The sequence below is a fragment of the Ruegeria sp. CDSC068 genome (assembly GCF_059610545.1).
Map to the genome: position 1 here is coordinate 96,973 of NZ_JBXWNV010000005.1, position 22,537 is coordinate 119,509.

Genomic DNA, 22,537 nt, shown 5'->3' on the forward strand with positions numbered 1-22,537 from the left:
TCCCTCAAGTTACCTGTTGCGATTGCCGCGCCCAAGTGCGCGGCTCATCTGCGCCGCAATCTGGCCTTGACTGCGACGGAACCCCTGCACGTCCGGGGTGGTGATGTTCATCACGACATTGACGGCACGCCCACCGCTCGAAGTGCGCACCCCAAGCTTACCGTCCGACCCGCGCGCCAAAGGCATGATAGCTTCGGGTCCGGCTTCCCCCATCAACCCGGTTCCGCCGCGCATGGGAAATGTGGTTGGGCCGCTGACAACGCCGCCATTGGCGAAGGGCATCACCCGCCCTTGCGAAAAACTGCCGCCGTCGGCAAATGGCAAAAGCCCCTGCACCAGACCGCCAACGGTTCCGGCCAGCATCCCACCAAAATGATCCGTCACGGGCTTGATCGCTGCCGAATACGCGGTGCGGATCATTGAATTCTTCAAAACGTCCAGCGCATCGGACAGGTTCATCCCATCCAGCACCACGCCATCGAAGGCTTTGCGCAACCCGCTGGACATGCCGCGCTCCAGCGTCGCGACATCCTTGCCGGTTTCCTCAAACGCCGCGCTGATCCGTTTCATCTGGCCGTCAAAAGCAGCCGCCATAGATGCCGCGTCGCCCAGCGAGTCACCCAGCGCATCGCCGCGTTCCTGCAAGTCGTCAAACCCGTCACGATCCGTCATCACGCTCTCCTTGTAATTTATCCGGATAGGCCTTCAGCATCGCATCCAGGCCAGCCCGGTTCATCGCCGGAAGCCCTACGCCATGCCCCAACATCAGTTGCAATTCGGCTGGCGTCAGTCGCCAGAACTGATCTGGCGTCAGACGCAGACCGACAAGCGCAACCCGCATCAGGGCGGGCCAGTTGAACCCGCTCATGCCTGATCCGGCACCATGAAGGCCCGGGCCAACAACTCGGCTGCCGCACGCGCAGCTGCCATCGGGCCACCCTCAATTTCGGCGCTCAGCAGATCGGTGCGGTTGACGTCGCCGCCACCGCCGCGCAACCCGGCCACGATCAGTGCCAATACGTCACCACTGGAATAAGCTCCGCTTTCGAACCGTTGCACGAGTTCCACCAGCGAGCCGGCACCCAGCTCTTGTTCCAATTCCGCTAAAGCACCCAGCGTCAGCTTGAGCACCCGCCATTCTCCATCGATGGTCAATGCCACCTCGCCCGTCCACGGATTGGCCATCGGCTTACAGCGCCGTAAAGCTCAGCGCGCCCGCGCTGGCTAAACTCATCTCATAGGTCGCCTCGCCGTTGTGCGAGCCCGCATATTCGACACTTGTGACCTGAAACGGCCCGGCGACAATACCGAAATCCGGGATGATGACCTGAAAATCCGGTGTTTCGCCGTCAAAGAACAATTGCCGCGCTCGTTCATCGGTCCCGGCATCCTTGAACACCCCCGAGCCGGATATCGACGCTGATTTGACCCCGGCGCCCGACAGAAGTTCGCGCCAGCCACCTTGACTTTCCAGGCTGGTGACATCCACACTTTCCGCGTTGAAGCTGACGCGCGTGGCGCGCAACCCCGCGATCGTTTCGAACAGACCGCTACCGTTCATATCCACTTTGACCAACAGGTCCTTGCCGTTCTGGGCACCCATATGCTCTCTCCGTTGATTGGTTAGTTGTCTTCCACGCGGGCGCGGAATTTCAGGTCGATCTGGCGGATCGCCCCACCGGTGCCGGTACGCCGGGCTGATGCGCGCTCGAACCACAGGCCCACCAGACGCCCGCGATCAAGGCTGGGCATGGCACCCTCCAGCGCGTCACACACAGCTCCTGCCAGGGTCTTGGCGGCCCCGAACCCTGCGGCTTCGGACACGACCGAAATCGTGAACCGATGCACCGAACCCCCACCCGATCGGTCAGAAGCATCCCGAACTTCTTCCGGTCCCAGCGTCACATAAGTCTGTGGTACTGCTCCGGCTGGCACCGCGTCATATATTGCGCCACCGGACAAATCGTTAACCTGCGCGTCCTCTGAAATCTGCTTGAACACCGCCGCCTGGAGGGCGGCTGAAACGCCATAGCTCATGCTGCCACCTCCTCATCCGCGAAACAGATCAGGTACTGGCCGCGCGGATCACGCTCAGCGACAGCGCGGATGACAAAGCGACGTGCGCCCTCAGCAAAGCGCTGATCCGGCGATGGCCGCGTGGTCGAACCGGTGGGCGCGCCCCGGATCACGATGCGATAGCCGACTCGCGAAATAGGGACACCAGCCACCTGCCGCTCGGACCCGCTGCGCGCGGTCACCTCGGCCCATACCGTGCCCTGCGGCACCCAGGTTTCGGCGTATCCGCCTGACCCATCGGCCACGCGCACCGGCGCCTCCAGCACCAGCTTTCTGTTCAACCGCGGCGCTTTCATTGCACGACCCCTGCACCAAAACGAACTGTGCGATAGCGCTGGATCAGGCTGGTGACACCAAACGGCATGCACCCGGCACCCAGCGCTGTCTCATCGCGGTATTCGTAGTAATGCGCGGCCAGCAACAGCACCGCCTGCCCCAGATCGGCGGGCAATCCGCCCCAATCCATTGCCATCCCAGCGCCAAAGACGATCCTGACAGAACCACCCTTTGGCATCTTCGGCATCAATGACCCCATTGGCCTAAGCCGGGGGCGCTGAGCATCTTTTTCCAACCGGTATCTATCCGGGGTGACGACAGCCTCTGCGCCTTCTGCATCTGCCAGCGTCACGCTCTGGACCTCGGTGACCGGTGCCACTGGCAGCACCTCTCCCGACTGGTCTCGCCAAACGGTAAGGCTCCAGGAAAAATCGCGCTCGATCAGAACCTTGCCAGTGCGCGCTTCGATTGCCGCAACGGCTGCGCGCAAAAAGCCTTTCAGCACATCATCCTGTACGCTGTCTTCGGCAAAGCCCGTGCCCAGCCGCAGATGCGCCTTAAACTGATCCACCGGCAGCGCCGCATCCGCGATGGCGGTTTCTTCGATCAACATCATCCATTCACTCCGCAATCTCGGACCCCTCCGGGGCCTCACTCAAGAAAATGACGGGCACGCGCCGCCCCACGTTGCTCGGACGGAGGGGAGCAGCTAGACAACGCAGGGGATCTCACCCCGGCCCGCGCCCGCACCCGAGGGGCCAATGACCCCCCGGATCCGTCACCGCTTAGGCGGTGCCGAATTTCACCAGCTTGATCGCGGCAAAGTCGCTCACGTCGCCGCCGACGCGTTTGGTCGCATAGAACAGAACGTGCGGCTTGGCGCTGAACGGATCGCGCAAGACGCGCAGATCAGGGCGCTCCGCAATAGTGTACCCGGCTTGGAAATCACCAAAGGCAATCGAGAAACTGTCGGTGCCCGCATCCGGCATGTCCTCGGCAATCAGCACCGGGTAACCCATCAAGCGCGCGGGCTCGCCCGCGGCCAGCCCGTCCGACCAGAGGAAGCGCCCATCGCTGTCTTTCAGCTTGCGGATCACACCGGCGGTTTTTGAATTCATCACGAAGGTGCCATTGACGCGGTACTGCGCGCCCAGCGCATAGACCACATCGACAATCGCATCTGCATCGACACCACCGTTGATGCCGGTCGGGACATAGCCCAGATTGCCCCAGGTCCAGACATCATTGTCGACCTTGGCATGGTTCAGAATGCCGTTTGGTTTGTCCGCGCCATCGCCCGAGATGAACGCCGCCGCTTCGGCACGGGCAAACTTGTCGGCAATACGACCGGCCAGCCAGCCCTCGACATCAAACGCGCTGTCATCCAGCAAACGTTGCGACGCCTTGGGCAGCGCGCTCAACTCGTGCAAGGAAATCGAAATGCGATCAATCGACGGGGTCGCTGTCTCGGTGGCTGCTGAACTTTCATCCGCCCAGCCAGCGCCCACGTCGGTGTGGTCGATCAACACGTCGAACGAGTTAGCCTCGACATTCACCACCGAAGCGATCGAACGGATCGAGGCCGTGGATTTCAGCACCGACTTGATCATCTCGGCAGTCTGCGGGTCGACCAGATAACCGCCATCGCTGTTGACCGCACTGGACAGCGATTTGGCTTCCATATCAAGACCACGCAGGCCGTCATCGTCACCGCATCTTACATAGGCGTCGAAAGCCTTCTGATGCGGCGCACCGTCCTCGATTGATGCCGCAAGATGCGGGCGCGCCGCGATGATTGATTTACGATCCAGCATGGTAAGCCGCTCTTCTGTCTGTTGCAGTTTGGTTTTAACTTCAGCCTTCAGGCCCCTGAATTCGTTCACGAATCCAGTCATCGCCTGCTTCACCTCTTGAACCAGGGGCACACCCTCTCCGGTCAAGGCCGGGGTCTCGGTCTTGCTCATCAGAACTTCCTTATTTGGGTGGGATTGAGGCGCGCTAGGTTCGCGCCAGCTCCTGCCGGGCATGATCAAACACCTCGGCAATACTGCGCAGGGTTTCCTCAGCGTCCGGGGTCGTCCCCTTTGCCGCCACCCGCGCACTGGGCAGCATCGGAAAAGTCACAAGCGACACCTCCCACAGCTCCAGTTCGGTCAGGACCCGATGGCCCTTTTCATTTTTTATGGCTCGTTTGGTGCGATAGCCGATCGACAGCCCGTCAATGGCCCCGGCCCGGATCAATTCCGCGGCTTCACGACCTTTCTGTGTGCTTTCCAACATACGTCCCTTGACCCAAAGCCCGCGCTCATCCTCGCGCACGTCGTCCCAGACACCGATGGGCTGCGCCGGGTCGTGCTGCCACAGCATCTTGACCCGCTGACCTGCCGTCTTCAGCCCGGCCAACGACCTGCGATATGCGCCTTTCTGCACTACATCGCTCCCTTGATCGACCTGCCCAAACAGGCTGGCATAGCCCTCGATCACCGCGTCCTCGGTCACCGACAATCCATCGCTAAACCGCGCAAACTTGTGTTCTAAATCCATGAACACCTCCTCATAAGCCTCTGAATTCATGGCGACACCACCAGAATTGACTGAAACGCTTGCGCCAGGATCGCCGCAACGACTCCATAGACCGTCAGCCACAGCCGTTTCTCCAGCCGCTCCATCATCTCTTCGATCTGATCCAGCCGCCTGCATAGATGCGCGTGCTGAATCTCGGCCACCCGTTCATGCGCAGCCAGACGCAGGCCCGGCGCACAGTCAAACGGCGGATACCCCTCAGCCATCTGCACGCTCCGGCAGCCCCAGCATCACGCGCTTCTCAGCGTCTGTCAGGAACTCGGCACCGTTGACACGCGCCCATTGCGCATCCCGCTCCGCCGACAGCGCCGGCACCTGATCCAGGTCGGGTTTCAACACCAGCTCTTCGCCAGTAAAGCCCGCCAGCCAATCCGAAACCGCCGCCGCCACCCGCGTCACCAGGGGCAGAACGGTCAGGCGGTAAAACGCCCGGTTGGCCTCCTGATAGTTCGAATAGGTCGCGTCGCCTTGGATCCCCAGCAGCATCGGCGGGACCCCAAAGGCTAGCGCGATCTCGCGGGCGGCGGCTTCCTTGGTCTTTTGAAACTCCATGTCAGAGGGTGAGAAACCCATCGGCTTCCAATCGAGCCCCCCTTCCAGAACCATCGGACGACCCGCATTGCGCGCCCCGCGATAGTTCTGCTCAATCTCATCGGACAAGCGGCGGAATTGATCCTCGGCCATCACTCCATGGCCATCGCCGCCTTTCCACACCAGCGCCCCCGAAGGCCGCGCGGCATTGTCCAGCAGAGATTTCGACCACCGCGACGCACTGTTATGCACGTCAATCGCCATTGCCGCAGCTTGCATCGGCGAGAACCCATAGTGATCATCCTGCGGGTGGAACGACTTGATATGACAGATTGCATCAGCCGGGAAACGATGCGTCTTGCCGCCCGCTGTATAGTCATATGCTTTGGGCCACCCATCCGCCCCCGGCACCACACTCATCCTGTCCGAGCGCAAGACGTGCAGTTCAACCGGCAATCCATCCTCGGCCTGTGCCGCCTCGACGTAGGCGTTCCCCGACAGCAACAACTGCCCAAACAAAGCCTCCATCAATTCCGCCCGCCCCTGCGCCGCATTCGGACGGCGCATCAGGGATATGATCGGATGCATATCATAGCGCTGCGCCTGATCCTGCAGCACCAGAGGCAGAGCCGCCGCCGCCTCGGCAATCAACTTGACCGAGCGAAACCCCACCGGGTTCCCCGAAAACCCCGTCCGCGTCAGCGACACTGCATCCCGAGGGCTCCACGCCACACGTCCGCCCGTTTGCCACGCCACCACGGGCCCCGCCGCGCTCGCCTTCGCCTCAGGCGCTGCCTCAGCCGATCCACGACGCAAGAAATCGAATACCATCTGTGCTCCTTTCCGCCGCCGCTCTGCCCGGCTTGTTGAAAGGAGTTATGACGGAAAGAAGTTTAGGGCATGGGAATGGGGCGTACGGGGGATGGGCAACGGATAGTTAAGAAACGATCTCATCGGACAATTCCGCAATCAATGAATTACGACATTGAGTTTTTCTTTCGTAACCAGCACAAAGACTAAGGAAGTTGAAACATTACGCTTAATGAAACATCACTTTTTCAAAGCGGCGTTGCCCGCGATAAACTTAGCCTCCACATTTTTTTGGAGCAGCATCGCGGCTGCCGATAGCTTGGCGTTTTACGTGCCGAACGAATTCCGCGATTGCGCTGAAACACCATACAATACCGGAGAAGAGGTGTTCCGCGAAGATGGAAAAATGGTCGCGTTTCCATATTGGGCTGGGCTGGAAGAAGCCCCCGAAGTAATCTTGGTTCCTTCCGAAAATACCAATGACATTCAACGAGACCTAATTGAAACTAGCTGTTCTGGCTTCAAGGTACTCAGCGGTAATCTCGACCTTATCTTCGACTACGATGAAACGTACCCACTTCGCGTTGGATATTATGCTTGGGTAGAGCTCTTACTAAAATACAGTGAAGCCGAGGCTTCCTCGCGGCGATTTGGGCGTAGCTTCTACTACGTCGCAGCAGCATCAGAAGCGCTTCGCGACGCAGCCTCCGTTTGCCTTAACTTCCCATCCTCTGAACTATCATGGGATCGGTTTTGCAATAAGCGAGACTTGGTTCAGCGGGCGCAACTGATACAGCAGTTTCAAAACCGACTAGTCTCCGCAAACTATACGGAAGAAGAGGTTAACCCGGATGCGGTGCTCGAATTCGACCAGATAGTTTCATCCTCACTCGCACAAGTTGATGACATCTCAGCGAAATTGCCGGACTAACGCCTAGTTTCCTCACAAACTCCGCACCCTCGGCCGTCGATACGCCCCCGCAGGCCCCACAACCAACTCATGCAAGGCCCAGACCAGCGCGTCGACCCGGTCGGGCGAGCCCTGCCCCTCGAACCCGCGCGCGGTCATCTGGCACATCTGCTCCTCCAGCGCGTCCAGCCCGGCCACATGCGCCACCCGCCCCTGTTCGTACAGGGCCGCAACGGGCTCTGCCCGCGCCACCTTGCCGCGTGACGCCCGCACCGCCCGATAAGGGACCAGAGGGTCCACCTGCCGCACGACCTCTTCCACCAACTGCCCGCCCTGATTGACCTCGGCCACCAGCCGTTCGGCCCCGAACTCATCCATCGCGTCAATCGCCGCCTGCGCCCAGCCCGCCGGGCCGACACCCTGCACTGTTCGGTCAGCCAGCACATAGGCGCGCCACTCCTCGGGCGGCCCCTGCACTTGCGCGCCGACAACCACAATCCCGCAGGCATCCGCATCCGCCCCCGCCGTCACCGCCGGGTCCAGCGCGACCACTATACGGTCCAACTCTGGAACATTCTCAACTCGCGCCGCCTCCAGCATTGATCCGGTCCACAGCGCCCCCTCGGCATCCGACAGCAGCACGCCGTCCAACTCCTGCCGCCCCAGCCGCGTGCCCGCATAGCGCGCGCGTATCTCTTCCAGAAACGAATCCGCCAGATTGGCCCTGTTCGCCTCGGTCGGCGCATGGGTCTGCACGGTGGACGGAGATGCCAGCAATTCCTTCAAAACCTTCACATTTCGCGGCGTGGTCGTCACACAGACCCGAGGCCGCTCACCCAAGCGCAGCGCAAATTGCAGCATATCCCAGGTCTCGCCCGCCTTCTTCCACTTAGCCAACTCATCCACCCAGGCTGCATCGAACTGAGGCCCGCGCAACCCTTCGGGATCATGCGCTGAAAACGCTTGCGCCTCTGCTCCGTTTGGCCAGATCAGTTTCCGTTCGGACGCCTTCCAGACGGGTCGCCGATCCGGCGGCGAGCATTGCAATATCCCGCTATCGCCAAAGATCATCACATCGCGTACCTGATCGAATGTCTCACCCACCAATGCCACACGACGCGCCCCGCCGCGATCCAGCGGCAAAGACCCCTCGACCACCTGTCGCACCCATTCGGCTCCGGCTCGCGTCTTACCAGCCCCACGCCCGCCCATGATCACCCAGGACCGCCAGTCGCCTTCGGGCGGCAACTGATGCGGCAGCGCCCAGAACTCAAACAGGAAAGGGAGGGCGCACAGCCCCCCCTCCCCGATCTCACTCAGAAATCTGTCCCGAACCGCAGCAGGCGCGGAGGCGAGCCAGCCTGCACCCAACCTCAAATCGAGCGCGCTCAAGGTCGAGCGCATACCCCCCCTGGGCAATTCCGGCTTGTCTATGATGTTGTTCGACAAAGCTTGTCTCCACTTTCTGACAACTTCGGATCAGCCCCTCTAACTGCCCGAGTTGCTTGGCTGAACCAGCAAGATCTGCATCCTCCCCGGCACCGATCTGTTTGCGCAGTTCTTCCGCTGCTTGGCGCAGATCGCGAATGGATCTCTCAAGCGACTGCAACAAATCAGCCGTCTGGGACATCCGCTCTTCCGGGGTAATCAAAGTCATGTGTGCCTGTGACCTCATGCGTGAGTGATCTCCGCACGAGAGAAACGAAAAACGGCCACCGGGTCGCCCCGGGGCCGTCGCCCACCTCTTCTAGCATGACACAACTTATACGCGAGAAAGCCCGCAAAGTCAATGCTTTGCGCAACAACGGCGCAACGGGTAACGTGCGCTGATAGTTAAGAGACCTTTACTGATAGGGCCATGTGGCAGACGGGCGTCAGTGGTTCAGCCCCGTGATTACAACGTTACGTATCGCCGAGAAAAAGAAATGGCTCGGAAGGTTCAAAGCTGGCCGAAACCTCGCCCGCAAGGATGGGCTTTTCGCCAAGTTCCAGTTTCAGGGTAGAAGCCCCATCGGAGAGATCAAGGTTTTCGATGTCCACCCAAAACAATGTAGGGCTGAACACGCTCTCATAATAGTACCGACCCAGCTCATGATCAGCGACCGTACGCCAGGTTGTCGATGCGATGTTTGGGCGCTCCGGGTCCGTCACACCAAATGGTACGGAAATTGATCGCACGAGAGAGAACACCGCTGCCGTCGCATCGTTTTTGTCTTCGAACGAGGGAACGGCATTCAGATTCCAGCTCAACCGCGCAAACCGGTCGGAGGACCGATGGGTGCCGGGCAAAAATGAAAGACCATTAACTTCACCCCAATAGGTGGTGATAGCGAGTTGTTCATCAAAAGTAGGAGAGTTTGTCATGACAGTAAATTCGCGGCCATGGTGGATAACCAACTCGCCATCGAGATACTCGAATATTGCACTGTCACCAGACGCATCAGATAGCGCAATATGCCCCCCTGCCTCATGCCCGCTTGGCAACATCGGTGCTACAATCACAAATGGCTCTTGCTCCATTGCTGCAACGGCTTCTTCAACTGTTGCAAAGTTATCCAGAAAATACTGCAACCACCCTCCGACAGAAATGAGAGGTTTGTCTCCGGCATTTTCCGTCCCGTAATCCGCTTCGGCAAGATAGAGAGCATTGCCGACCAGCCCGCCATCATTCATGCCGTCAACAGTTGCTCCGTCATAGATCGTTGCCACGACAGAGCCGTATTTGGACGTCCATTCGACCGAATTCTCTCCGGCACCACCGTCTCGGTCCATGCCCCGCGGGAAGGCCCAAATATCTGTTGAAGTATCTTCGAACCAGTCAAGCGTCCTCCCCGTGAGGAAGGATCCGTCTGCCGTTTCATAGACGATCCGAGAGCATGCGATTGCTGAAGAAGCGGCTAGAACCACGGCCAGAGTGGTAGCTACAAGTATTTTAACGCACATTTCTGGAATCCTTTTTTGGTCATATACAAAAAGTCATCTCCCCTAAGGATCGGATATTTACCGATGTTAGGAAACCCAAGAAGCACCTCGGGAATTTCAAAGCCCAGCCGGACAAGGTTTTTCTATTTGAACAATCCATTCCCTGACGGCCGCGGCCGGTACATGTTCCCACTTCGCAGTTCATGCCTTGACAATTGTTAGCAAAACTAGCATGTGCCACCTTAAGACAGCGCTGACGCGTGAGCATTGACGGTCGTAGCAGACCCCACAGCGCATCACTACTTCTCCTAGTTCCCATTCACGCAGGGTTCTTGACGCGACGCCAGATGGCGCAGGGTTCGCCTGCACGTCCCGAGGTTTAGCGGAAACCCTGCCGGTCACGCGCTGCGTGGCCAGACACGTCTTGTCCGTACGGCTATCGCCTTGCGGATTACAAAGGATAGTTATTTGTTCGACTTCGACATGCTGGGCCTTGCACCAGCCCTCAACGATGCACTGAAACGTGCCAATTTCTCACAACCGACCCCTATTCAGAACCAGGCCATCCCGCTGGCGCTGAACGGTCACGACATCCTGGGCCTGGCGCAGACCGGCACCGGTAAGACGCTGGCCTTCGGTCTGCCGCTGATCGACCACTTGTTGGCGCAGTCCGGCAAACCCGCGCCCAAAACCGCCAAGGCGCTGATCCTTGCCCCCACCCGCGAGCTGGTCAACCAGATCGCGGATAGCCTGCGCAACCTGACCGACAAGACCAAGCTGCGCGTGGCCACCGTGGTCGGTGGCCAGTCGATCGGCAGACAGATCTCGTTCCTGTCGCGCGGCACCGACATTCTGGTCGCCACGCCCGGGCGTTTGATCGACCTGATGGAACGCGGTGCCGTTGACCTCGGCTCGGTGCGACATCTTGTACTGGACGAGGCCGACCAGATGTTGGACATGGGCTTTATCCACGCCCTGCGCAAAATCGCACCCAAGCTGGGCACGCCGCGTCAAACCATGCTGTTTTCGGCCACTATGCCGAAGCAGATGGAGGAACTCAGCCAATCCTATCTGACCAACCCGCAGCGGGTGCAGGTCTCGCCTCCAGGTAAAGCGGCTGACAAGATCACGCAGTCTGTGCATTTCGTCGACAGGGCCGGCAAACCGCGGAAACTGCGCGAAATTCTGTCCGCTGACATGGAAGCTCTGACCTTGGTATTTTCCCGTACCAAACACGGAGCCGAGAAACTGATGAAAGGCCTTGTGGCCGATGGTTTCAACGCGGCCTCGATCCACGGCAACAAAAGCCAGGGACAACGCGACCGCGCGATCAAGGCGTTCCGGGCCGGAGAGATCAACGTATTGGTCGCGACCGACGTGGCCGCGCGTGGCATCGACATTCCCGGTGTTGCCTATGTGATCAACTATGACCTGCCCGAGGTGCCCGACAACTATGTCCACCGCATCGGGCGCACAGCCCGTGCTGGTCGCGAAGGTGAAGCTATCGCCTTCTGCTCACCGGACGAAGTGGATCAGCTGCGCCAGATTCAGAAGCTGATGAAGATCGAAATTCCGGTCGCCAGCGGCACCATGCCAGAATTTTCTGAGCCCAAGAAAACCCGTAATCGCGGAGGGTTCCGGGGACGTAAACCGCAGGGGGCAAATTCGACATCGAAGCCCGCGTCCTCGAAACGTCGTCGTCCACGCGGACGTCCCGCCGCATAACAAAAAGAAAAAGGCCGCGTTTTTCGACGCGGCCTTTTTCTTAGTTGCTTGAGCTGTTTCTCTCAGCCTCAATCTCACGCCACTTGGCGACGTTCCGATTGTGTTCCTGCAAGGTTTCCGCGAATGCGTGCCCCCCGGTGCCATCCGCTACAAAGAAGACAAAGTTGGTCTGTTCCGGGGCAACGGCAGCCTCAAGGCTGGCCAGACCTGGATTGGCAATGGGTGTCGGCGGCAAACCGTCTATCACATAAGTATTCCAAGGTGTTGCACGGCGCAGCTCACTGCGACGCAGCCCGCGCCCCAGCGTGCCTTGACCCTTGGTGACGCCATAGATGACCGTCGGGTCTGTCTGCAGCTTCATGCCCTGCTCAAGCCGGTTCACAAAGACGCTTGCAACTTGCCCGCGTTCATTGGGAACACCGGTTTCCTTTTCAATAATCGACGCAAGGATCAGCATTTCCTCTGGGCTGCTGATGGGAAGGTCGCCTTGGCGGTTCTCCCACACTGCGTTGATGCGCAATTGTTGCTTGTCTTGCATCGCCTGCAGAACAGTCGTCCGGTCATCGCCCGGTGCCAAGTCATAGCTGTCAGGCGCCAACATCCCTTCGGCCGGGATCTCGGCAATCTCACCTGTCAGCGGTTCAATCGCCTGCAAGCCTTGCGCCACCTGCCAAGAGGTCACGCCTTCGGCAACAGACACACGGTACCGGGTGTCGGCTTCTTCACGCTTTTGACCATATTCGGCAGGGATTTCTTCGTCGGTCACATCAAACGAAGCGATTTCGACAAACTCCAGCGTTGCCGGGTCCAACTCGCGAACCCGGGTCTGGATGCGCGTGACACCGATACGGTATTCAATCTCAGACCCGCAGGTGCTGGCACCACTGCTGGTGATCTCATCGATGATCTGCTCCATCGACGCACCTTCGCGCACCAGAAAGCTACCGGCTTTCAGCTGCTGCGATTTATCTGTGTAGTCCGCAGCCATGCGAAAGATCATGGCGCTGCTGATGGCTCCGTCATCTTCAAGCTCTTGGCTGACACGGGTCATATTCGACCCGCTTCTGACTTGCAGGCACATGGCGGATTCCAGCGGACCCTCGGCCTTGTATTGCGACTGCCCCCACACAACCAGCCCGCCCATCAGGAACAAGCCTACAATCAGCAGAGTCAGCGCGTTCGAAGCAAGAGCCCGCAACATTTAGCTGACCTTTCCGAAGATCACGCTGGCATTGGTGCCGCCAAAGCCGAACGAATTCGACAGCGCCACATTGATCTCACGCTCACGCTTGGCGTTGGGTGCCAGATCAATCGGAGTTTCAACGGCAGGGTTGTCCAGATTGATCGTCGGTGGGGCCACCTGATCCCGGATCGCAAGAATCGAAAAAATTGCCTCAATCGCGCCTGCCGCACCCAGCAGGTGCCCGGTGGCCGATTTGGTCGATGTCATTGTTGCCTTGCTGGCATGATCGCCCAGCAGTCGTTCAACTGCGCCCAGTTCAATCGTATCCGCCATGGTCGAAGTGCCATGTGCGTTGATGTAGTCGAGATCCGAAGGCTCCAACCCAGCGCTGCGCAAGGCGGCTTTCATTGAACGCTCAGCACCATCGCCATCCTCTGACGGCGCGGTGATGTGATAAGCGTCGCCAGACATGCCATAGCCCAAAACTTCGGCATAGATCTTCGCACCGCGCGCCTTGGCGTGCTCGTATTCTTCCAGAACCACGATGCCTGCGCCCTCGCCCATGACAAAGCCGTCACGGTCCACGTCATACGGGCGGCTGGCTTTCTTCGGATCATCGGCATATTTGGTCGACAGCGCCTTGCAAGCGTTAAAACCAGCGATACCGATCTCGCAGATGCAGCCTTCGCCGCCACCAGCAATCATAACTTCCGCGTCGCCTGCGCGAATGATGCGGCTGGCATCACCGATTGCATGCGCACCTGTCGAGCAAGCCGTCACGACCGAGTGGTTGGGCCCCTTGAACCCGTGGCGGATAGATACCTGGCCGGATGCCAGGTTGATCAGCGCACCGGGAATAAAGAAGGGCGATACACGGCGCGGGCCTTTATCTCGGATCAGGTTCGCTGTTTCAGCAATAGAGCCCAGTCCGCCGATACCCGACCCGATCAGGACACCCGTACGCAGGCGGTCCTCTTCGTCCTCGGGCAGCCAGTTTGCATCCTGACAAGCCATGTCAGCGGCAGCGATCGAATAAAGGATAAAGTCTTCGATCTTGCGTTGCTCTTTTGGCGGCAACCAATCGTTGGGATTGAATGTCCCGTCAGTTCCATCGCCGCGCGGAACTTCGCAGGCATAGGTCGTGGTGACACCGCTTGCTTCGGCATCAAATTTCGTGATCGGGCCCGCGCCGGATTCCCCATCCAGCAGCCGTGACCAAGATTTCTCGACCCCGCTGGCCAAAGGAGTGACCAATCCCAGACCGGTTACAACGACTCTGCGCATGAAATGCCTCTTGCCTGCTTCCTATTTGAGAAACGCTCATACCCCGGCCCGGGGTCCGGGGGCAAGAGCAACGGCACATTCCCACCCGGCACCATTTCGCCGGACGGTCCGTCTGTGCGGCTTGTACCAAAACAAATTGCCCCGGCCCTTTCACGGAATTGAAAGGCCGGGGCAATGACGTGCAAGACAGGATTATTGGAATTCAGCGACCGGCTCGTGGGCTTGCTCGGCCACGTTAAGCGCGTCTGCCAAGTCAATCGTTTTGCGGAACAAAGCCCGCCCAACCAATGCGCCCGAGATGTTGTGCACATAGGCCAGACGCGAGATGTCATCTGATGTCCGAACGACACCGCTGGCAATAACCGGCGTGCGTGACAGCTGTGCAAGACCCGAGATCAGACCCAGCTGCGCATCGACGTCTTCGATGTCGCTGTCGATATCGGTCACCAGAATCGCCGCAAAGGGCGTGCCCTCGAACGCTTGAATAAACGCTTCGGGCGTAAACGCACTCTGACTGCGCCAGCCTTCAGTCATGACCTGACCTTGCCAGACATCCACAGCCAGAACGATCTGGTCCGGATAAAGCTTGGCCAGTTCCTTGACCAGATTCGGATCCCAGGCGGCAAGCGTACCAATCACCACCCGTCCCGCGCCTTTGTCGATCCAGTATTCGACCTGTTCCCGCGTCCGCATACCGCCGGCCAGTTGCACAGACATCTCGGACGTGCGGATAATTTCCTCGACCAATTCGGCGTTGGTATCGCGGCCTTCGATCGCATCGAAATCCGTCAGGTGCATCCACATGGCACCGGCTGCAGACCAGCTGCGTGCCGTGTCCGCCGGATTCACATGCCAGATCATCGCATCGTCCAGACGGCCTTTGTCCAGTGTGACACACCGGCCGTTCTGCAATTCCATCGTGGGGTAAATCCTCATGAGCATTCTCCTCCGCTCAATCGCTCTGCAATTCCAGAGTACCATACACGCGGAAGATCGGTCCGTTATTACCAGGATCGGCAAACTACGGCCGGTTTGCGGCATTCGCGAAGTCTCAAATTGTCAGTGGCGCGGCGGCGGTCCGTTGCGGCGCATAAGCGTGACGTCGCTGCCGTTGAACGCACATTCGCGCATCGGGGTATAGCCCAGTTTACCTGCCAGTTTTTGCGAGACTGAGTTTGCCGAATTCACCATCGCCACTAATGGACCGGGCATGATCCGGTCAAACCAATCATGCGCGGCCTGCGCGGCCTCCAGCCCCAATCCCTGTCCCTGTGCCTCGGGAACCAGAATCCATCCAGCCTCGGGGAAACTGTCGAAATCCTCGCCAATCGAACGGTTACCGTAAAAGAACCCCGCCTGACCGACCATCTGGCGATTCGACTGCTGGACCACGGCCCACTGCCCGAAACCGGCCATTTGCCAGTGCCCGGCATTTCGAAGGAATGAATCCCACGCCTCTCCGCGCGACCGCGGCTTGCCGCCGATATGTCGCACGATGCATGGGTTGCGCCAAATCTCGGCGAACCGGTTGAAATCTTCTGGCCGCATGGCGCACAGCGTCAAACGGGCCGTATTGATCATAGGGGTGGATCGTATCATGCCCTGCCCGCTTTGAATTATGTGCCTCGGGCAAAAGGTTGCGAACGAATACGGCACCTTGCAAGGCAGAATTGAACAAGGCACAAAAAAACGGCGCCTCCGTTGCCCGGAAGCGCCGCTTTTTGATTATTTCGAAGCTTTAGGAAGCTTCTGAGATGAATTTGACGGCGTCGCCAAATGTCTGGATGGTCTCGGCTGCGTCATCGGGGATTTCGATGCCGAACTCTTCTTCGAAGGCCATAACCAACTCAACAGTGTCCAGGCTGTCTGCGCCCAGATCGTCGATGAAGGACGCGTTTTCGGTCACTTTGTCTTCTTCAACACCCAGGTGCTCAACAACGATCTTTTTAACGCGATCTGCGACGTCGCTCATGTCTATTCCTCATTCCGTTTTCAGGGCCTAGTGCCCGGTTCTGCCCTTGCCCGCTCAGGCTGGCTTTGATTTGCCCGGTGCGGGCGGTTGGGTCCCGGATGACCGGGAAAGTAGAAGGCCGACCATTTGGTCGACCCCAGCATTTATGCGCCGCCTATAGCATAGACAACGCGCGAGGCAAACGCTTTCGCACCTGCCCCTGTCCGCGCTCACAACATGGCCATACCGCCGTTAACATGCAAGGTGGTTCCGGTAACATATCCGGCTTCGGGGCTGGCAAGATACAGAACAGCCGCTGCAATTTCCGATGCATCACCCATGCGACCGGCGGGAACCTGCCCCAAAATACCCGATTTCTGATCGTCGGTTAGCTTGTCGGTCATGGCCGTGGTGATAAAGCCCGGAGCAACCGCATTTGCCGTGATCCCGCGGCTGGCAACCTCATAGGCCAGGGATTTGGTCATGCCGACCATACCTGCCTTGGACGCTGCATAGTTTGCCTGACCGGGGTTCCCAGTGGCACCGACGACGGATGAAATGTTGATGATCCGACCCCAGCGCGCTTTCATCATACCCCGCAGCACGCCTTTGCACAGCTTGGCGGTCGAGGTCATGTTCACGTCGATCACGCTCTGCCATTCGTCATCCGACATACGCATGAACAGGTTGTCCCGGGTAATCCCAGCGTTGTTGACCAAGATATCAACCGACCCCATCGCCTCAGCCGCTTGCTTTGGAAGTGCGGAAACAGCCTCGCCGTCGCTCAGGTTGCATGGCAGAACATGCGCCCGCTCGCCCAGTTCGGCGGCCAATGCCTCCAGCGGTTCGACACGTGTGCCGGACAGCGCAACCGTGGCCCCCGCACCGTGCAGCACGCGCGCAATCTCGCCACCAATCCCGCCGGACGCACCGGTGATCAACGCATTCTTACCTGTCAAATCAAACATTCGATCTTCCCTTTGCAGCGCAACTTGCGTCGCACGTTGTTCTTATGATTCGCTCTTAACCATATTCTGCACGTCATCCGGCGCGCCTACAGCCTTGCCAGCAATCGCGCGGTCGATCTTGCGGATCATCCCCGAAAGCGCTTTGCCTGCACCGATCTCCCATGTCTCGGTCACGCCTTGCGACGCCATATACAGCACGCTTTCACGCCAGCGCACAGAACCGGTTATCTGCTCGACCAGCAACTGACGGATCAGGTCCGGGTCGCTGACAGCCTCAGCCCGCACATTGGCGATCAGCGGAACCGCCGGAGCCTTGATTTCCACCGCTGCCAGCGCCTCTGCCATCACATCGGCAGCAGGCTGCATCAGCGCACAATGGAACGGAGCACTAACAGGAAGCATTACAGCGCGCTTTGCGCCTTTTTCCTTGGCAATCTCGGCTGCACGTTCCACGGCTTCCTTTGCGCCTGAAACAACGACCTGAGTAGGATCGTTGTCGTTCGCGGCCTGACAGACCGAGCCCTGCGCAGCCTCTTCTGCGACGGCACGAACCGCCTCAAGGTCCAGCCCCAGAATTGCGGCCATTGCGCCTTCACCAACCGGAACGGCGCTTTGCATCGCCTGACCACGTGTCCGCAACAAACGCGCCGTATCCGCAATCGACAGCGCACCAGCTGCCGCAAGCGCTGAGTATTCCCCCAGCGAATGCCCAGCTACAAATGCAGCGTCCGTGACCGCAACACCTTCGGCCTCCAACGCGCGCATCGCGGCCATCGAGGTTGCCATCAGCGCCGGCTGTGCGTTCTGCGTCAGCGTCAGGTCGGCAATATCACCTTCCCAGATCAGGTTGCTCAGCTTTTCACCAAGCGCTTCATCGACCTCGTCGAAAACTGCCTTTGCAGCCGGATAGGCCTCGGCCAGTGCTTTGCCCATACCGATGGTTTGGGCGCCCTGCCCCGGAAAAACGAACGCGCGTGTCATTGCAACCTCTTGGATGACGTTAGGTTGCGATGGGGTGTAAACCGAGTGAACGAGCGGCACAAGCTCTGCATCCTGACACGCATTCTGTGCGTCAGAGGCTATTGTGTCGGCCTCCGCTGCATTTAGGGTGGTCGCAGCAAACAGATCGGAGTCGTGAACCAATGCCCATTGCCAACACCACCCAAAGCTACGGGGGCGTTTCAAAAACCTTCCACTGGCTGACGGCCTTGCTCATTCTGACGGCGCTTCCGATTGGATGGTTTGCGAACGAACTGGCCCACGCAATTGAAGACCCGGCCATTCCAACGACAACGGAAGACCTGCAACAGGCGGCCCGGCTGTTCTCGCTGCACAAAACTATCGGTGTCACGGTCTTTTTCGTGGCGTTTGCCCGTATCTTGTGGGCGATCAGCCAACCCAAGCCTGGGTTGCTCAATGCTGAAAACAAGCCCGAGGCATTTGCTGCGGAAACCGTCCACTGGCTGTTGTATGGCTCGCTGGTTCTGGTTCCTCTGACAGGCTGGATTCACCATGCGGCCACCGAAGGGTTTGCACCGATCCTCTGGCCGTTCGGGCAGAACCTGCCGTTTGTGCCCAAATCCCCCGCATTGGCCGAAACAAGCGCCGGGTTACACTTCGTCCTGATGCTGGTGCTGGTGGGTGCTCTGGTTTTGCATATCGTTGGCGCGCTCAAGCACCACGTGATCGACAAAGACAGCACATTGCGCCGCATGCTGCCCGGACGGGTTGATTTGCCGGAACCGCCAACGCAATGGCACTCACCTGCGCCCGTCATCGCAGCAATCGCCGTCTGGGCCGTTGCTATTAGTATCGGGTGGTTCGACGGAGCCTACTCGGCACATCCGACCGGTGATCATGCTTCTGCCGAACTGGAGGCGGTGCAATCCGACTGGCAGGTGCAGGAAGGTTCGCTGGCGATCACGATCACCCAGTTGGGCAGCCCCGTCAGTGGCGCGTTTTCCTACTGGACTGCGGCAATCACATTCGACGACCCCGCGGAACCCGGACCGGCCGGAGCTGTTGATGTGACAATCGCCATCGGCTCGTTGACCATTGGCACCGTGACACAACAGGCCCTTGGCGCGGACTTTTTTGACAGCGCTCAGTTCCCGACCGCGAATTTTACCGCAGATCTGTTCAAGACCGATCTGGCCTATGAGGCACGCGGCACTTTGACCATTCGCGACAAAACCATGGACGTCGTCCTGCCGTTCGAGTTGGACCTGCAGGACGGCACCGCCAAGATGCAGGGAGAGTTGGATCTGAACCGTATGGATTACGACGTCGGTACGACGCAACCAACCGAGGACTCGCTGGCCTTTGCCGTCAAGGTAGCCGTTGAACTGACAGCCACCCAAGCCGAGTAAAGAAAAAACCGCCGTGGCCTGACGGGCCCCGGCGGTTTCTTTTCGCATGCAAGGCAGACTTACTCGGCCTTTTGCGCCTCTACCGAAATACGAACCTCAACCTCGTCGCTTACAAATGGTGCGAACTGGCCCAGATCGAACTCGCTGCGGACCAGTGTGGTGGTGGCATCAAATCCTGCCCAGGGCTTGCCCGCCATCGGATGCTCGCCAACCTGGTTCAGCTTGGCGTCCAGAACGACCGACTTGGTCACACCGTTCATGGTCAGATCGCCGGTGATGTTCGCAGTGTTTTCACCGGTGACTTCGATACCGGTCGAGGTGAACGAAATCAGGTCACCCTCGGCGACACCAAAGAAGTCTTCGGTCATGAAGTGATCTTCGCGCGGCTTCCAGCCGGTGATCATTTCGACCACAGGCATCGACACGCTCACGCTGGAATCTGCCGGGTTTTCCTGATCGAACATGATCTCGCCTTCAAAGCCCGAGAACATGCCAGTCGTGGTGGAAAAACCAAGGTGGTTATAGTTGAAGACAACCTGGCTGTGGCTGGGGTCCAAAACGTATTTCTCGGCGCTTGCAAACGCCGAGGTCGCCGATACGGCCAGTGCAGCAGCAAGAAGGGTGGATTTCATGACTATCTCCAAAAATGTTGTGAGTGCAAACCAGTTGGAATGCTCAACAACAAAAATGTGCCGCCCTTGGGCGGCACACAAGACTTATTCTCTAACAATTTCTGTTCCTAAATGAACAGAAGTGAAAATCAGGCGAAGATCGTTACACTTCCGCTCAATTGGCCCTTCAGCGCTCGGCCAACATCCGCCGATTGTAGCGGCAACTTCATCAGCAGGCTGCCGTCCACATCATAGAGTTCGACCTGATCATCATCGAACCGTGCACCACCCAAGGTGTCATAGCTGCGGCGCAGTACTGTCTGAGGACGCCCGTTTTCATTCTTTTGCAGCACGCGTACTTCGCGGCGGATCGGATCAAAATAGGCATCGGGGCGCGCATCAAGCACCTGAATGGTCAGCAGGCTGACGCCGATCAGTAAGAATGTCAGCGACGCAGCCAGTTTGATCGGCCAAACTTCGGTTGCCATCACCGCGCCAGACATCAGCCACATGGAAAACGCGACAACGATCAACAACGCCCCCGCGATGCGTGCCAGAACGGTGCGTGCCCTCCAGTTCGGCGCAAATGCGATAAGAACTGGAACCGATTGATCATAAGTCGTGCTGGTCGCAGACTTCTCGAAGGTATTCGTGTTCATCGCGGTCATTTCTCTGTACCCTAGTTCACGTTGCCGTCTTTGGTTCGGTCTGTCCGGTTAGTTCCCGGTATGCAAAACAACTTTGAGCCGAAAAGCGTCAGGAATTGGGCAGCGCAAAGGAAATAGCGCGACTTCACCAAGGCATGTGTGACGGCCCTTGCCCCCCGACGCGAATGGTGTATATGGGGCCATCCTTCGCAAGAGTTATGAATCGCGCAGCCTCTCGTGGCAGGGTCGCGAAGGACGAACCGGCCCCGCCTTTGAAATGCGCCTTGATAGAAACAGGAGTGCACATGCCACTGTATGAGCATGTAATGATCGCGCGTCAGGACCTGTCCAACGCGCAGGCAGAAAGCCTCGTCGAACATTTCGGCACCGTTCTGGCTGACAACGGCGGCAACGTCGTCGAAAGCGAGTACTGGGGCGTCAAGACGATGGCCTACAAGATCAACAAGAACCGCAAGGGTCACTATTCCTTCCTGAAGACCGACGCCCCAGCTGGCGCCGTTCAGGAAATGGAGCGCCTGATGCGCCTGCATGACGACGTTATGCGCGTTCTGACCATCAAGGTCGACGAGCACAACGAGGGCCCTTCGGTCCAGATGCAGAAGCGCGACGAGCGCGAAGGCCGCCGCGAGCGCCGCTGATCAACGCCTGACGAAAGGACATATACCATGGCCGCAAAACCATTTTTCCGCCGCCGCAAGGTCTGCCCGTTCTCGGGCGACAACGCGCCGAAGATCGATTACAAAGACACCCGTCTGCTGCAGCGCTACATCTCTGAGCGTGGCAAGATCGTTCCCTCGCGCATCACCGCCGTTTCGGCGAAAAAGCAGCGTGAGCTGGCCCGTGCTATCAAGCGCGCCCGCTTCCTCGCCCTGCTGCCCTACGCTGTGAAGTAAGGAGAGACTGATATGCAAGTTATCCTGCTGGAACGCGTTGCGAAACTGGGTCAGATGGGCGACGTCGTTGACGTCAAGCCTGGCTACGCCCGCAACTTTCTGCTGCCCCAAGGCAAAGCGCTGAGCGCTTCGAACGCCAACATTGCGTCGTTCGAATCCCAAAAAGCGCAGCTTGAGGCGCGCAACCTGGAAACCAAGAAAGAAGCTGAATCTCTGGCTGAAAAGCTGGACGGTCAGCAGTTCATCGTGATCCGCTCGGCATCGGATGCTGGTGCTCTGTACGGTTCGGTCACCCCGCGTGACGCCGCAGATGCCGCAACCGAAGCTGGTTTCACCGTCGACAAAAAGCAGATTGCTCTGATCGCTCCGATCAAAGAGCTTGGCCTGCACTCGCTGGCGGTCAAGCTGCACCCCGAGGTCGAAGTCAAGATCCAAATGAACGTTGCCCGTTCGCAAGAAGAAGCCGAACTGCAGGCTTCGGGCAAGTCGATCCAGGAACTGGCTGCCGAAGAAGAGGCCGCCGCAGAATTCGAAATCGCCGAACTGTTCGACGATATCGGTTCCGCAGCTTCCGACGATGACGATTTGGTTGCCGAAGAGGCCCTGGCTGAGGAAGACGAAGCCAAAGCCTGATCCGGCTGCCTTTGAAAGATTGATTGGCCGCGCCGAAGGGCGCGGCCTTTTTTTGTGTTCGAACCCCAGACCGTGACAAAGAGTGACGTCAGGCAAGACCAGGAATTTGGATTGAAATTATGCTATCCTACGGTCACGCGGCCC

General features: G+C 58.8%; 28 protein-coding genes. 6 read left to right on the forward strand and 22 right to left on the reverse strand.

What is annotated here, in order from left to right; translation table 11 throughout:
• Window positions 1–9: 9 nt before the first annotated feature.
• The 11 genes from AC2FID_RS11840 to AC2FID_RS11890 all read right to left on the reverse strand — a co-directional run bounded on the left by AC2FID_RS11840 (window position 10) and on the right by AC2FID_RS11890 (window position 6,297).
• A complete protein-coding gene (locus AC2FID_RS11840; RefSeq protein WP_496836954.1) occupies window positions 10–672 on the reverse strand; it encodes an RcGTA-type gene transfer agent tail tape measure protein in 663 nt (220 codons plus the stop codon).
• Complete coding sequence (locus tag AC2FID_RS11845) at window positions 659–868, reverse strand: rcc01693 family protein (RefSeq protein ID WP_282169352.1); 210 nt, start codon at window positions 866–868, stop codon at window positions 659–661. Before AC2FID_RS11845 ends, AC2FID_RS11840 begins: the two co-directional genes overlap by 14 nt.
• Window positions 865–1,185 (reverse strand): gene transfer agent family protein, encoded by a 321-nt coding sequence (locus tag AC2FID_RS11850; RefSeq protein WP_282169351.1) that lies wholly within the window; start codon window positions 1,183–1,185, stop codon window positions 865–867. Before AC2FID_RS11850 ends, AC2FID_RS11845 begins: the two co-directional genes overlap by 4 nt.
• 4 nt (window positions 1,186–1,189) lie before the next feature.
• The gene (locus AC2FID_RS11855; RefSeq protein ID WP_282169350.1) at window positions 1,190–1,603 is read right to left on the reverse strand and encodes a phage major tail protein, TP901-1 family; all 414 of its coding nucleotides are present in this window, start codon (window positions 1,601–1,603) and stop codon (window positions 1,190–1,192) included.
• A 20-nt stretch (window positions 1,604–1,623) separates the two neighbouring features.
• Window positions 1,624–2,037 (reverse strand): DUF3168 domain-containing protein, encoded by a 414-nt coding sequence (locus AC2FID_RS11860; RefSeq protein WP_282169349.1) that lies wholly within the window; start codon window positions 2,035–2,037, stop codon window positions 1,624–1,626.
• Window positions 2,034–2,372, reverse strand: a complete 339-nt coding sequence (locus tag AC2FID_RS11865; RefSeq protein WP_496836956.1) for a phage head closure protein — start codon at window positions 2,370–2,372, stop codon at window positions 2,034–2,036. Before AC2FID_RS11865 ends, AC2FID_RS11860 begins: the two co-directional genes overlap by 4 nt.
• Window positions 2,369–2,968 (reverse strand): head-tail connector protein, encoded by a 600-nt coding sequence (locus AC2FID_RS11870; protein ID WP_496836958.1) that lies wholly within the window; start codon window positions 2,966–2,968, stop codon window positions 2,369–2,371. Before AC2FID_RS11870 ends, AC2FID_RS11865 begins: the two co-directional genes overlap by 4 nt.
• Window positions 2,969–3,137: 169 nt before the next feature.
• Window positions 3,138–4,316 (reverse strand): phage major capsid protein, encoded by a 1,179-nt coding sequence (locus tag AC2FID_RS11875; RefSeq protein ID WP_496836960.1) that lies wholly within the window; start codon window positions 4,314–4,316, stop codon window positions 3,138–3,140.
• Between the two features lie 34 nt (window positions 4,317–4,350).
• The gene (locus AC2FID_RS11880; RefSeq protein ID WP_496836962.1) at window positions 4,351–4,896 is read right to left on the reverse strand and encodes an HK97 family phage prohead protease; all 546 of its coding nucleotides are present in this window, start codon (window positions 4,894–4,896) and stop codon (window positions 4,351–4,353) included.
• A 26-nt stretch (window positions 4,897–4,922) separates the two neighbouring features.
• On the reverse strand, window positions 4,923–5,141 hold the full coding sequence (locus AC2FID_RS11885; protein WP_496836964.1) for a GTA head formation protein, RCAP_rcc01685 family: 219 nt from the start codon (window positions 5,139–5,141) through the stop codon (window positions 4,923–4,925).
• Entirely contained in the window at window positions 5,134–6,297 is a 1,164-nt protein-coding gene (locus AC2FID_RS11890) for a phage portal protein (RefSeq protein ID WP_496836966.1), read from the reverse strand. The genes AC2FID_RS11885 and AC2FID_RS11890 overlap by 8 nt, the downstream gene beginning before the upstream one ends.
• Window positions 6,298–6,451: 154 nt before the next feature.
• Between AC2FID_RS11890 and AC2FID_RS11895 the strand changes: the two genes are divergently transcribed.
• Window positions 6,452–7,207 carry a hypothetical protein gene (locus AC2FID_RS11895; protein ID WP_496836967.1) on the forward strand — a complete coding sequence of 252 codons (756 nt, stop codon included), beginning with the start codon at window positions 6,452–6,454 and terminating at the stop codon, window positions 7,205–7,207.
• Between the two features lie 12 nt (window positions 7,208–7,219).
• On the opposite strand, the gene AC2FID_RS11900 is transcribed toward AC2FID_RS11895, so the two are convergent.
• Window positions 7,220–8,590, reverse strand: coding sequence for a DNA-packaging protein (locus AC2FID_RS11900; protein ID WP_496837191.1), 1,371 nt, complete (start codon window positions 8,588–8,590; stop codon window positions 7,220–7,222).
• Window positions 8,591–9,088: 498 nt separating this feature from the next.
• Entirely contained in the window at window positions 9,089–10,129 is a 1,041-nt protein-coding gene (locus AC2FID_RS11905) for a linear amide C-N hydrolase (protein WP_496836969.1), read from the reverse strand.
• A gap of 447 nt (window positions 10,130–10,576) precedes the next feature.
• On the opposite strand from AC2FID_RS11905, the gene AC2FID_RS11910 reads away from it, so the two are divergent.
• On the forward strand, window positions 10,577–11,833 hold the full coding sequence (locus tag AC2FID_RS11910) for a DEAD/DEAH box helicase (protein WP_113789508.1): 1,257 nt from the start codon (window positions 10,577–10,579) through the stop codon (window positions 11,831–11,833).
• Window positions 11,834–11,873: 40 nt separating this feature from the next.
• On the opposite strand, the gene mltG is transcribed toward AC2FID_RS11910, so the two are convergent.
• The 7 genes from mltG to fabD form a co-directional block, all read right to left on the reverse strand.
• Complete coding sequence (gene mltG, locus AC2FID_RS11915; RefSeq protein ID WP_496836971.1) at window positions 11,874–13,034, reverse strand: endolytic transglycosylase MltG; 1,161 nt, start codon at window positions 13,032–13,034, stop codon at window positions 11,874–11,876.
• A complete protein-coding gene (gene fabF / locus AC2FID_RS11920) occupies window positions 13,035–14,300 on the reverse strand; it encodes a beta-ketoacyl-ACP synthase II (protein WP_496836734.1) in 1,266 nt (421 codons plus the stop codon).
• Window positions 14,301–14,492: 192 nt separating this feature from the next.
• Complete coding sequence (locus tag AC2FID_RS11925) at window positions 14,493–15,236, reverse strand: 1-(5-phosphoribosyl)-5-[(5-phosphoribosylamino)methylideneamino]imidazole-4-carboxamide isomerase (RefSeq protein ID WP_058274006.1); 744 nt, start codon at window positions 15,234–15,236, stop codon at window positions 14,493–14,495.
• 123 nt (window positions 15,237–15,359) lie between these two features.
• Window positions 15,360–15,899 (reverse strand): GNAT family N-acetyltransferase, encoded by a 540-nt coding sequence (locus AC2FID_RS11930; protein ID WP_113789512.1) that lies wholly within the window; start codon window positions 15,897–15,899, stop codon window positions 15,360–15,362.
• Window positions 15,900–16,038: 139 nt separating this feature from the next.
• On the reverse strand, window positions 16,039–16,272 hold the full coding sequence (locus AC2FID_RS11935) for an acyl carrier protein (protein ID WP_005982462.1): 234 nt from the start codon (window positions 16,270–16,272) through the stop codon (window positions 16,039–16,041).
• A gap of 209 nt (window positions 16,273–16,481) precedes the next feature.
• A complete protein-coding gene (fabG, locus tag AC2FID_RS11940; RefSeq protein ID WP_058274008.1) occupies window positions 16,482–17,219 on the reverse strand; it encodes a 3-oxoacyl-[acyl-carrier-protein] reductase in 738 nt (245 codons plus the stop codon).
• 42 nt (window positions 17,220–17,261) lie between these two features.
• Window positions 17,262–18,200, reverse strand: coding sequence for an ACP S-malonyltransferase (gene fabD, locus AC2FID_RS11945; RefSeq protein ID WP_496836973.1), 939 nt, complete (start codon window positions 18,198–18,200; stop codon window positions 17,262–17,264).
• 161 nt (window positions 18,201–18,361) lie between these two features.
• On the opposite strand from fabD, the gene AC2FID_RS11950 reads away from it, so the two are divergent.
• On the forward strand, window positions 18,362–19,588 hold the full coding sequence (locus tag AC2FID_RS11950) for a cytochrome b/b6 domain-containing protein (RefSeq protein ID WP_496836975.1): 1,227 nt from the start codon (window positions 18,362–18,364) through the stop codon (window positions 19,586–19,588).
• Between the two features lie 59 nt (window positions 19,589–19,647).
• Here AC2FID_RS11950 and AC2FID_RS11955 read toward each other — a convergent pair whose 3' ends face one another.
• Window positions 19,648–20,220, reverse strand: a complete 573-nt coding sequence (locus AC2FID_RS11955; protein ID WP_109311412.1) for a YceI family protein — start codon at window positions 20,218–20,220, stop codon at window positions 19,648–19,650.
• A 128-nt stretch (window positions 20,221–20,348) separates the two neighbouring features.
• Window positions 20,349–20,867 carry a hypothetical protein gene (locus tag AC2FID_RS11960; RefSeq protein ID WP_108860342.1) on the reverse strand — a complete coding sequence of 173 codons (519 nt, stop codon included), beginning with the start codon at window positions 20,865–20,867 and terminating at the stop codon, window positions 20,349–20,351.
• 284 nt (window positions 20,868–21,151) lie between these two features.
• Between AC2FID_RS11960 and rpsF the strand changes: the two genes are divergently transcribed.
• From rpsF to rplI, 3 genes are read left to right on the forward strand one after another with little or no spacing between them, the layout of a single operon-like run.
• Window positions 21,152–21,505 (forward strand): 30S ribosomal protein S6, encoded by a 354-nt coding sequence (rpsF, locus tag AC2FID_RS11965; RefSeq protein ID WP_082637099.1) that lies wholly within the window; start codon window positions 21,152–21,154, stop codon window positions 21,503–21,505.
• 27 nt (window positions 21,506–21,532) lie between these two features.
• Window positions 21,533–21,760: a 30S ribosomal protein S18 gene (rpsR, locus tag AC2FID_RS11970; RefSeq protein WP_005982441.1), complete on the forward strand. Its 228-nt coding sequence runs from the start codon at window positions 21,533–21,535 to the stop codon at window positions 21,758–21,760.
• Between the two features lie 12 nt (window positions 21,761–21,772).
• Window positions 21,773–22,393, forward strand: coding sequence for a 50S ribosomal protein L9 (gene rplI, locus AC2FID_RS11975; protein ID WP_496766966.1), 621 nt, complete (start codon window positions 21,773–21,775; stop codon window positions 22,391–22,393).
• Window positions 22,394–22,537 lie beyond the last annotated feature (144 nt).

What these genes read in the sequence shown, in the direction of transcription:
- AC2FID_RS11840 (WP_496836954.1), bottom strand. Translation starts at nt 672, where the DNA reads ATGACGGATCGTGACGGGTTTGACGACTTGCAGGAACGCGGCGATGCG.
- AC2FID_RS11845 (WP_282169352.1), bottom strand. Translation starts at nt 868, where the DNA reads ATGAGCGGGTTCAACTGGCCCGCCCTGATGCGGGTTGCGCTTGTCGGT.
- AC2FID_RS11850 (WP_282169351.1), bottom strand. Translation starts at nt 1,185, where the DNA reads ATGGCCAATCCGTGGACGGGCGAGGTGGCATTGACCATCGATGGAGAA.
- AC2FID_RS11855 (WP_282169350.1), bottom strand. Translation starts at nt 1,603, where the DNA reads ATGGGTGCCCAGAACGGCAAGGACCTGTTGGTCAAAGTGGATATGAAC.
- AC2FID_RS11860 (WP_282169349.1), bottom strand. Translation starts at nt 2,037, where the DNA reads ATGAGCTATGGCGTTTCAGCCGCCCTCCAGGCGGCGGTGTTCAAGCAG.
- AC2FID_RS11865 (WP_496836956.1), bottom strand. Translation starts at nt 2,372, where the DNA reads ATGAAAGCGCCGCGGTTGAACAGAAAGCTGGTGCTGGAGGCGCCGGTG.
- AC2FID_RS11870 (WP_496836958.1), bottom strand. Translation starts at nt 2,968, where the DNA reads ATGATGTTGATCGAAGAAACCGCCATCGCGGATGCGGCGCTGCCGGTG.
- AC2FID_RS11875 (WP_496836960.1), bottom strand. Translation starts at nt 4,316, where the DNA reads ATGAGCAAGACCGAGACCCCGGCCTTGACCGGAGAGGGTGTGCCCCTG.
- AC2FID_RS11880 (WP_496836962.1), bottom strand. Translation starts at nt 4,896, where the DNA reads ATGGATTTAGAACACAAGTTTGCGCGGTTTAGCGATGGATTGTCGGTG.
- AC2FID_RS11885 (WP_496836964.1), bottom strand. Translation starts at nt 5,141, where the DNA reads ATGGCTGAGGGGTATCCGCCGTTTGACTGTGCGCCGGGCCTGCGTCTG.
- AC2FID_RS11890 (WP_496836966.1), bottom strand. Translation starts at nt 6,297, where the DNA reads ATGGTATTCGATTTCTTGCGTCGTGGATCGGCTGAGGCAGCGCCTGAG.
- AC2FID_RS11900 (WP_496837191.1), bottom strand. Translation starts at nt 8,590, where the DNA reads ATGCGCTCGACCTTGAGCGCGCTCGATTTGAGGTTGGGTGCAGGCTGG.
- AC2FID_RS11905 (WP_496836969.1), bottom strand. Translation starts at nt 10,129, where the DNA reads ATGTGCGTTAAAATACTTGTAGCTACCACTCTGGCCGTGGTTCTAGCC.
- mltG (WP_496836971.1), bottom strand. Translation starts at nt 13,034, where the DNA reads ATGTTGCGGGCTCTTGCTTCGAACGCGCTGACTCTGCTGATTGTAGGC.
- fabF (WP_496836734.1), bottom strand. Translation starts at nt 14,300, where the DNA reads ATGCGCAGAGTCGTTGTAACCGGTCTGGGATTGGTCACTCCTTTGGCC.
- AC2FID_RS11925 (WP_058274006.1), bottom strand. Translation starts at nt 15,236, where the DNA reads ATGAGGATTTACCCCACGATGGAATTGCAGAACGGCCGGTGTGTCACA.
- AC2FID_RS11930 (WP_113789512.1), bottom strand. Translation starts at nt 15,899, where the DNA reads ATGATACGATCCACCCCTATGATCAATACGGCCCGTTTGACGCTGTGC.
- AC2FID_RS11935 (WP_005982462.1), bottom strand. Translation starts at nt 16,272, where the DNA reads ATGAGCGACGTCGCAGATCGCGTTAAAAAGATCGTTGTTGAGCACCTG.
- fabG (WP_058274008.1), bottom strand. Translation starts at nt 17,219, where the DNA reads ATGTTTGATTTGACAGGTAAGAATGCGTTGATCACCGGTGCGTCCGGC.
- fabD (WP_496836973.1), bottom strand. Translation starts at nt 18,200, where the DNA reads ATGACACGCGCGTTCGTTTTTCCGGGGCAGGGCGCCCAAACCATCGGT.
- AC2FID_RS11950 (WP_496836975.1), top strand. Translation starts at nt 18,362, where the DNA reads ATGCCCATTGCCAACACCACCCAAAGCTACGGGGGCGTTTCAAAAACC.
- AC2FID_RS11955 (WP_109311412.1), bottom strand. Translation starts at nt 20,220, where the DNA reads ATGAAATCCACCCTTCTTGCTGCTGCACTGGCCGTATCGGCGACCTCG.
- AC2FID_RS11960 (WP_108860342.1), bottom strand. Translation starts at nt 20,867, where the DNA reads ATGACCGCGATGAACACGAATACCTTCGAGAAGTCTGCGACCAGCACG.
- rpsF (WP_082637099.1), top strand. Translation starts at nt 21,152, where the DNA reads ATGCCACTGTATGAGCATGTAATGATCGCGCGTCAGGACCTGTCCAAC.
- rpsR (WP_005982441.1), top strand. Translation starts at nt 21,533, where the DNA reads ATGGCCGCAAAACCATTTTTCCGCCGCCGCAAGGTCTGCCCGTTCTCG.
- rplI (WP_496766966.1), top strand. Translation starts at nt 21,773, where the DNA reads ATGCAAGTTATCCTGCTGGAACGCGTTGCGAAACTGGGTCAGATGGGC.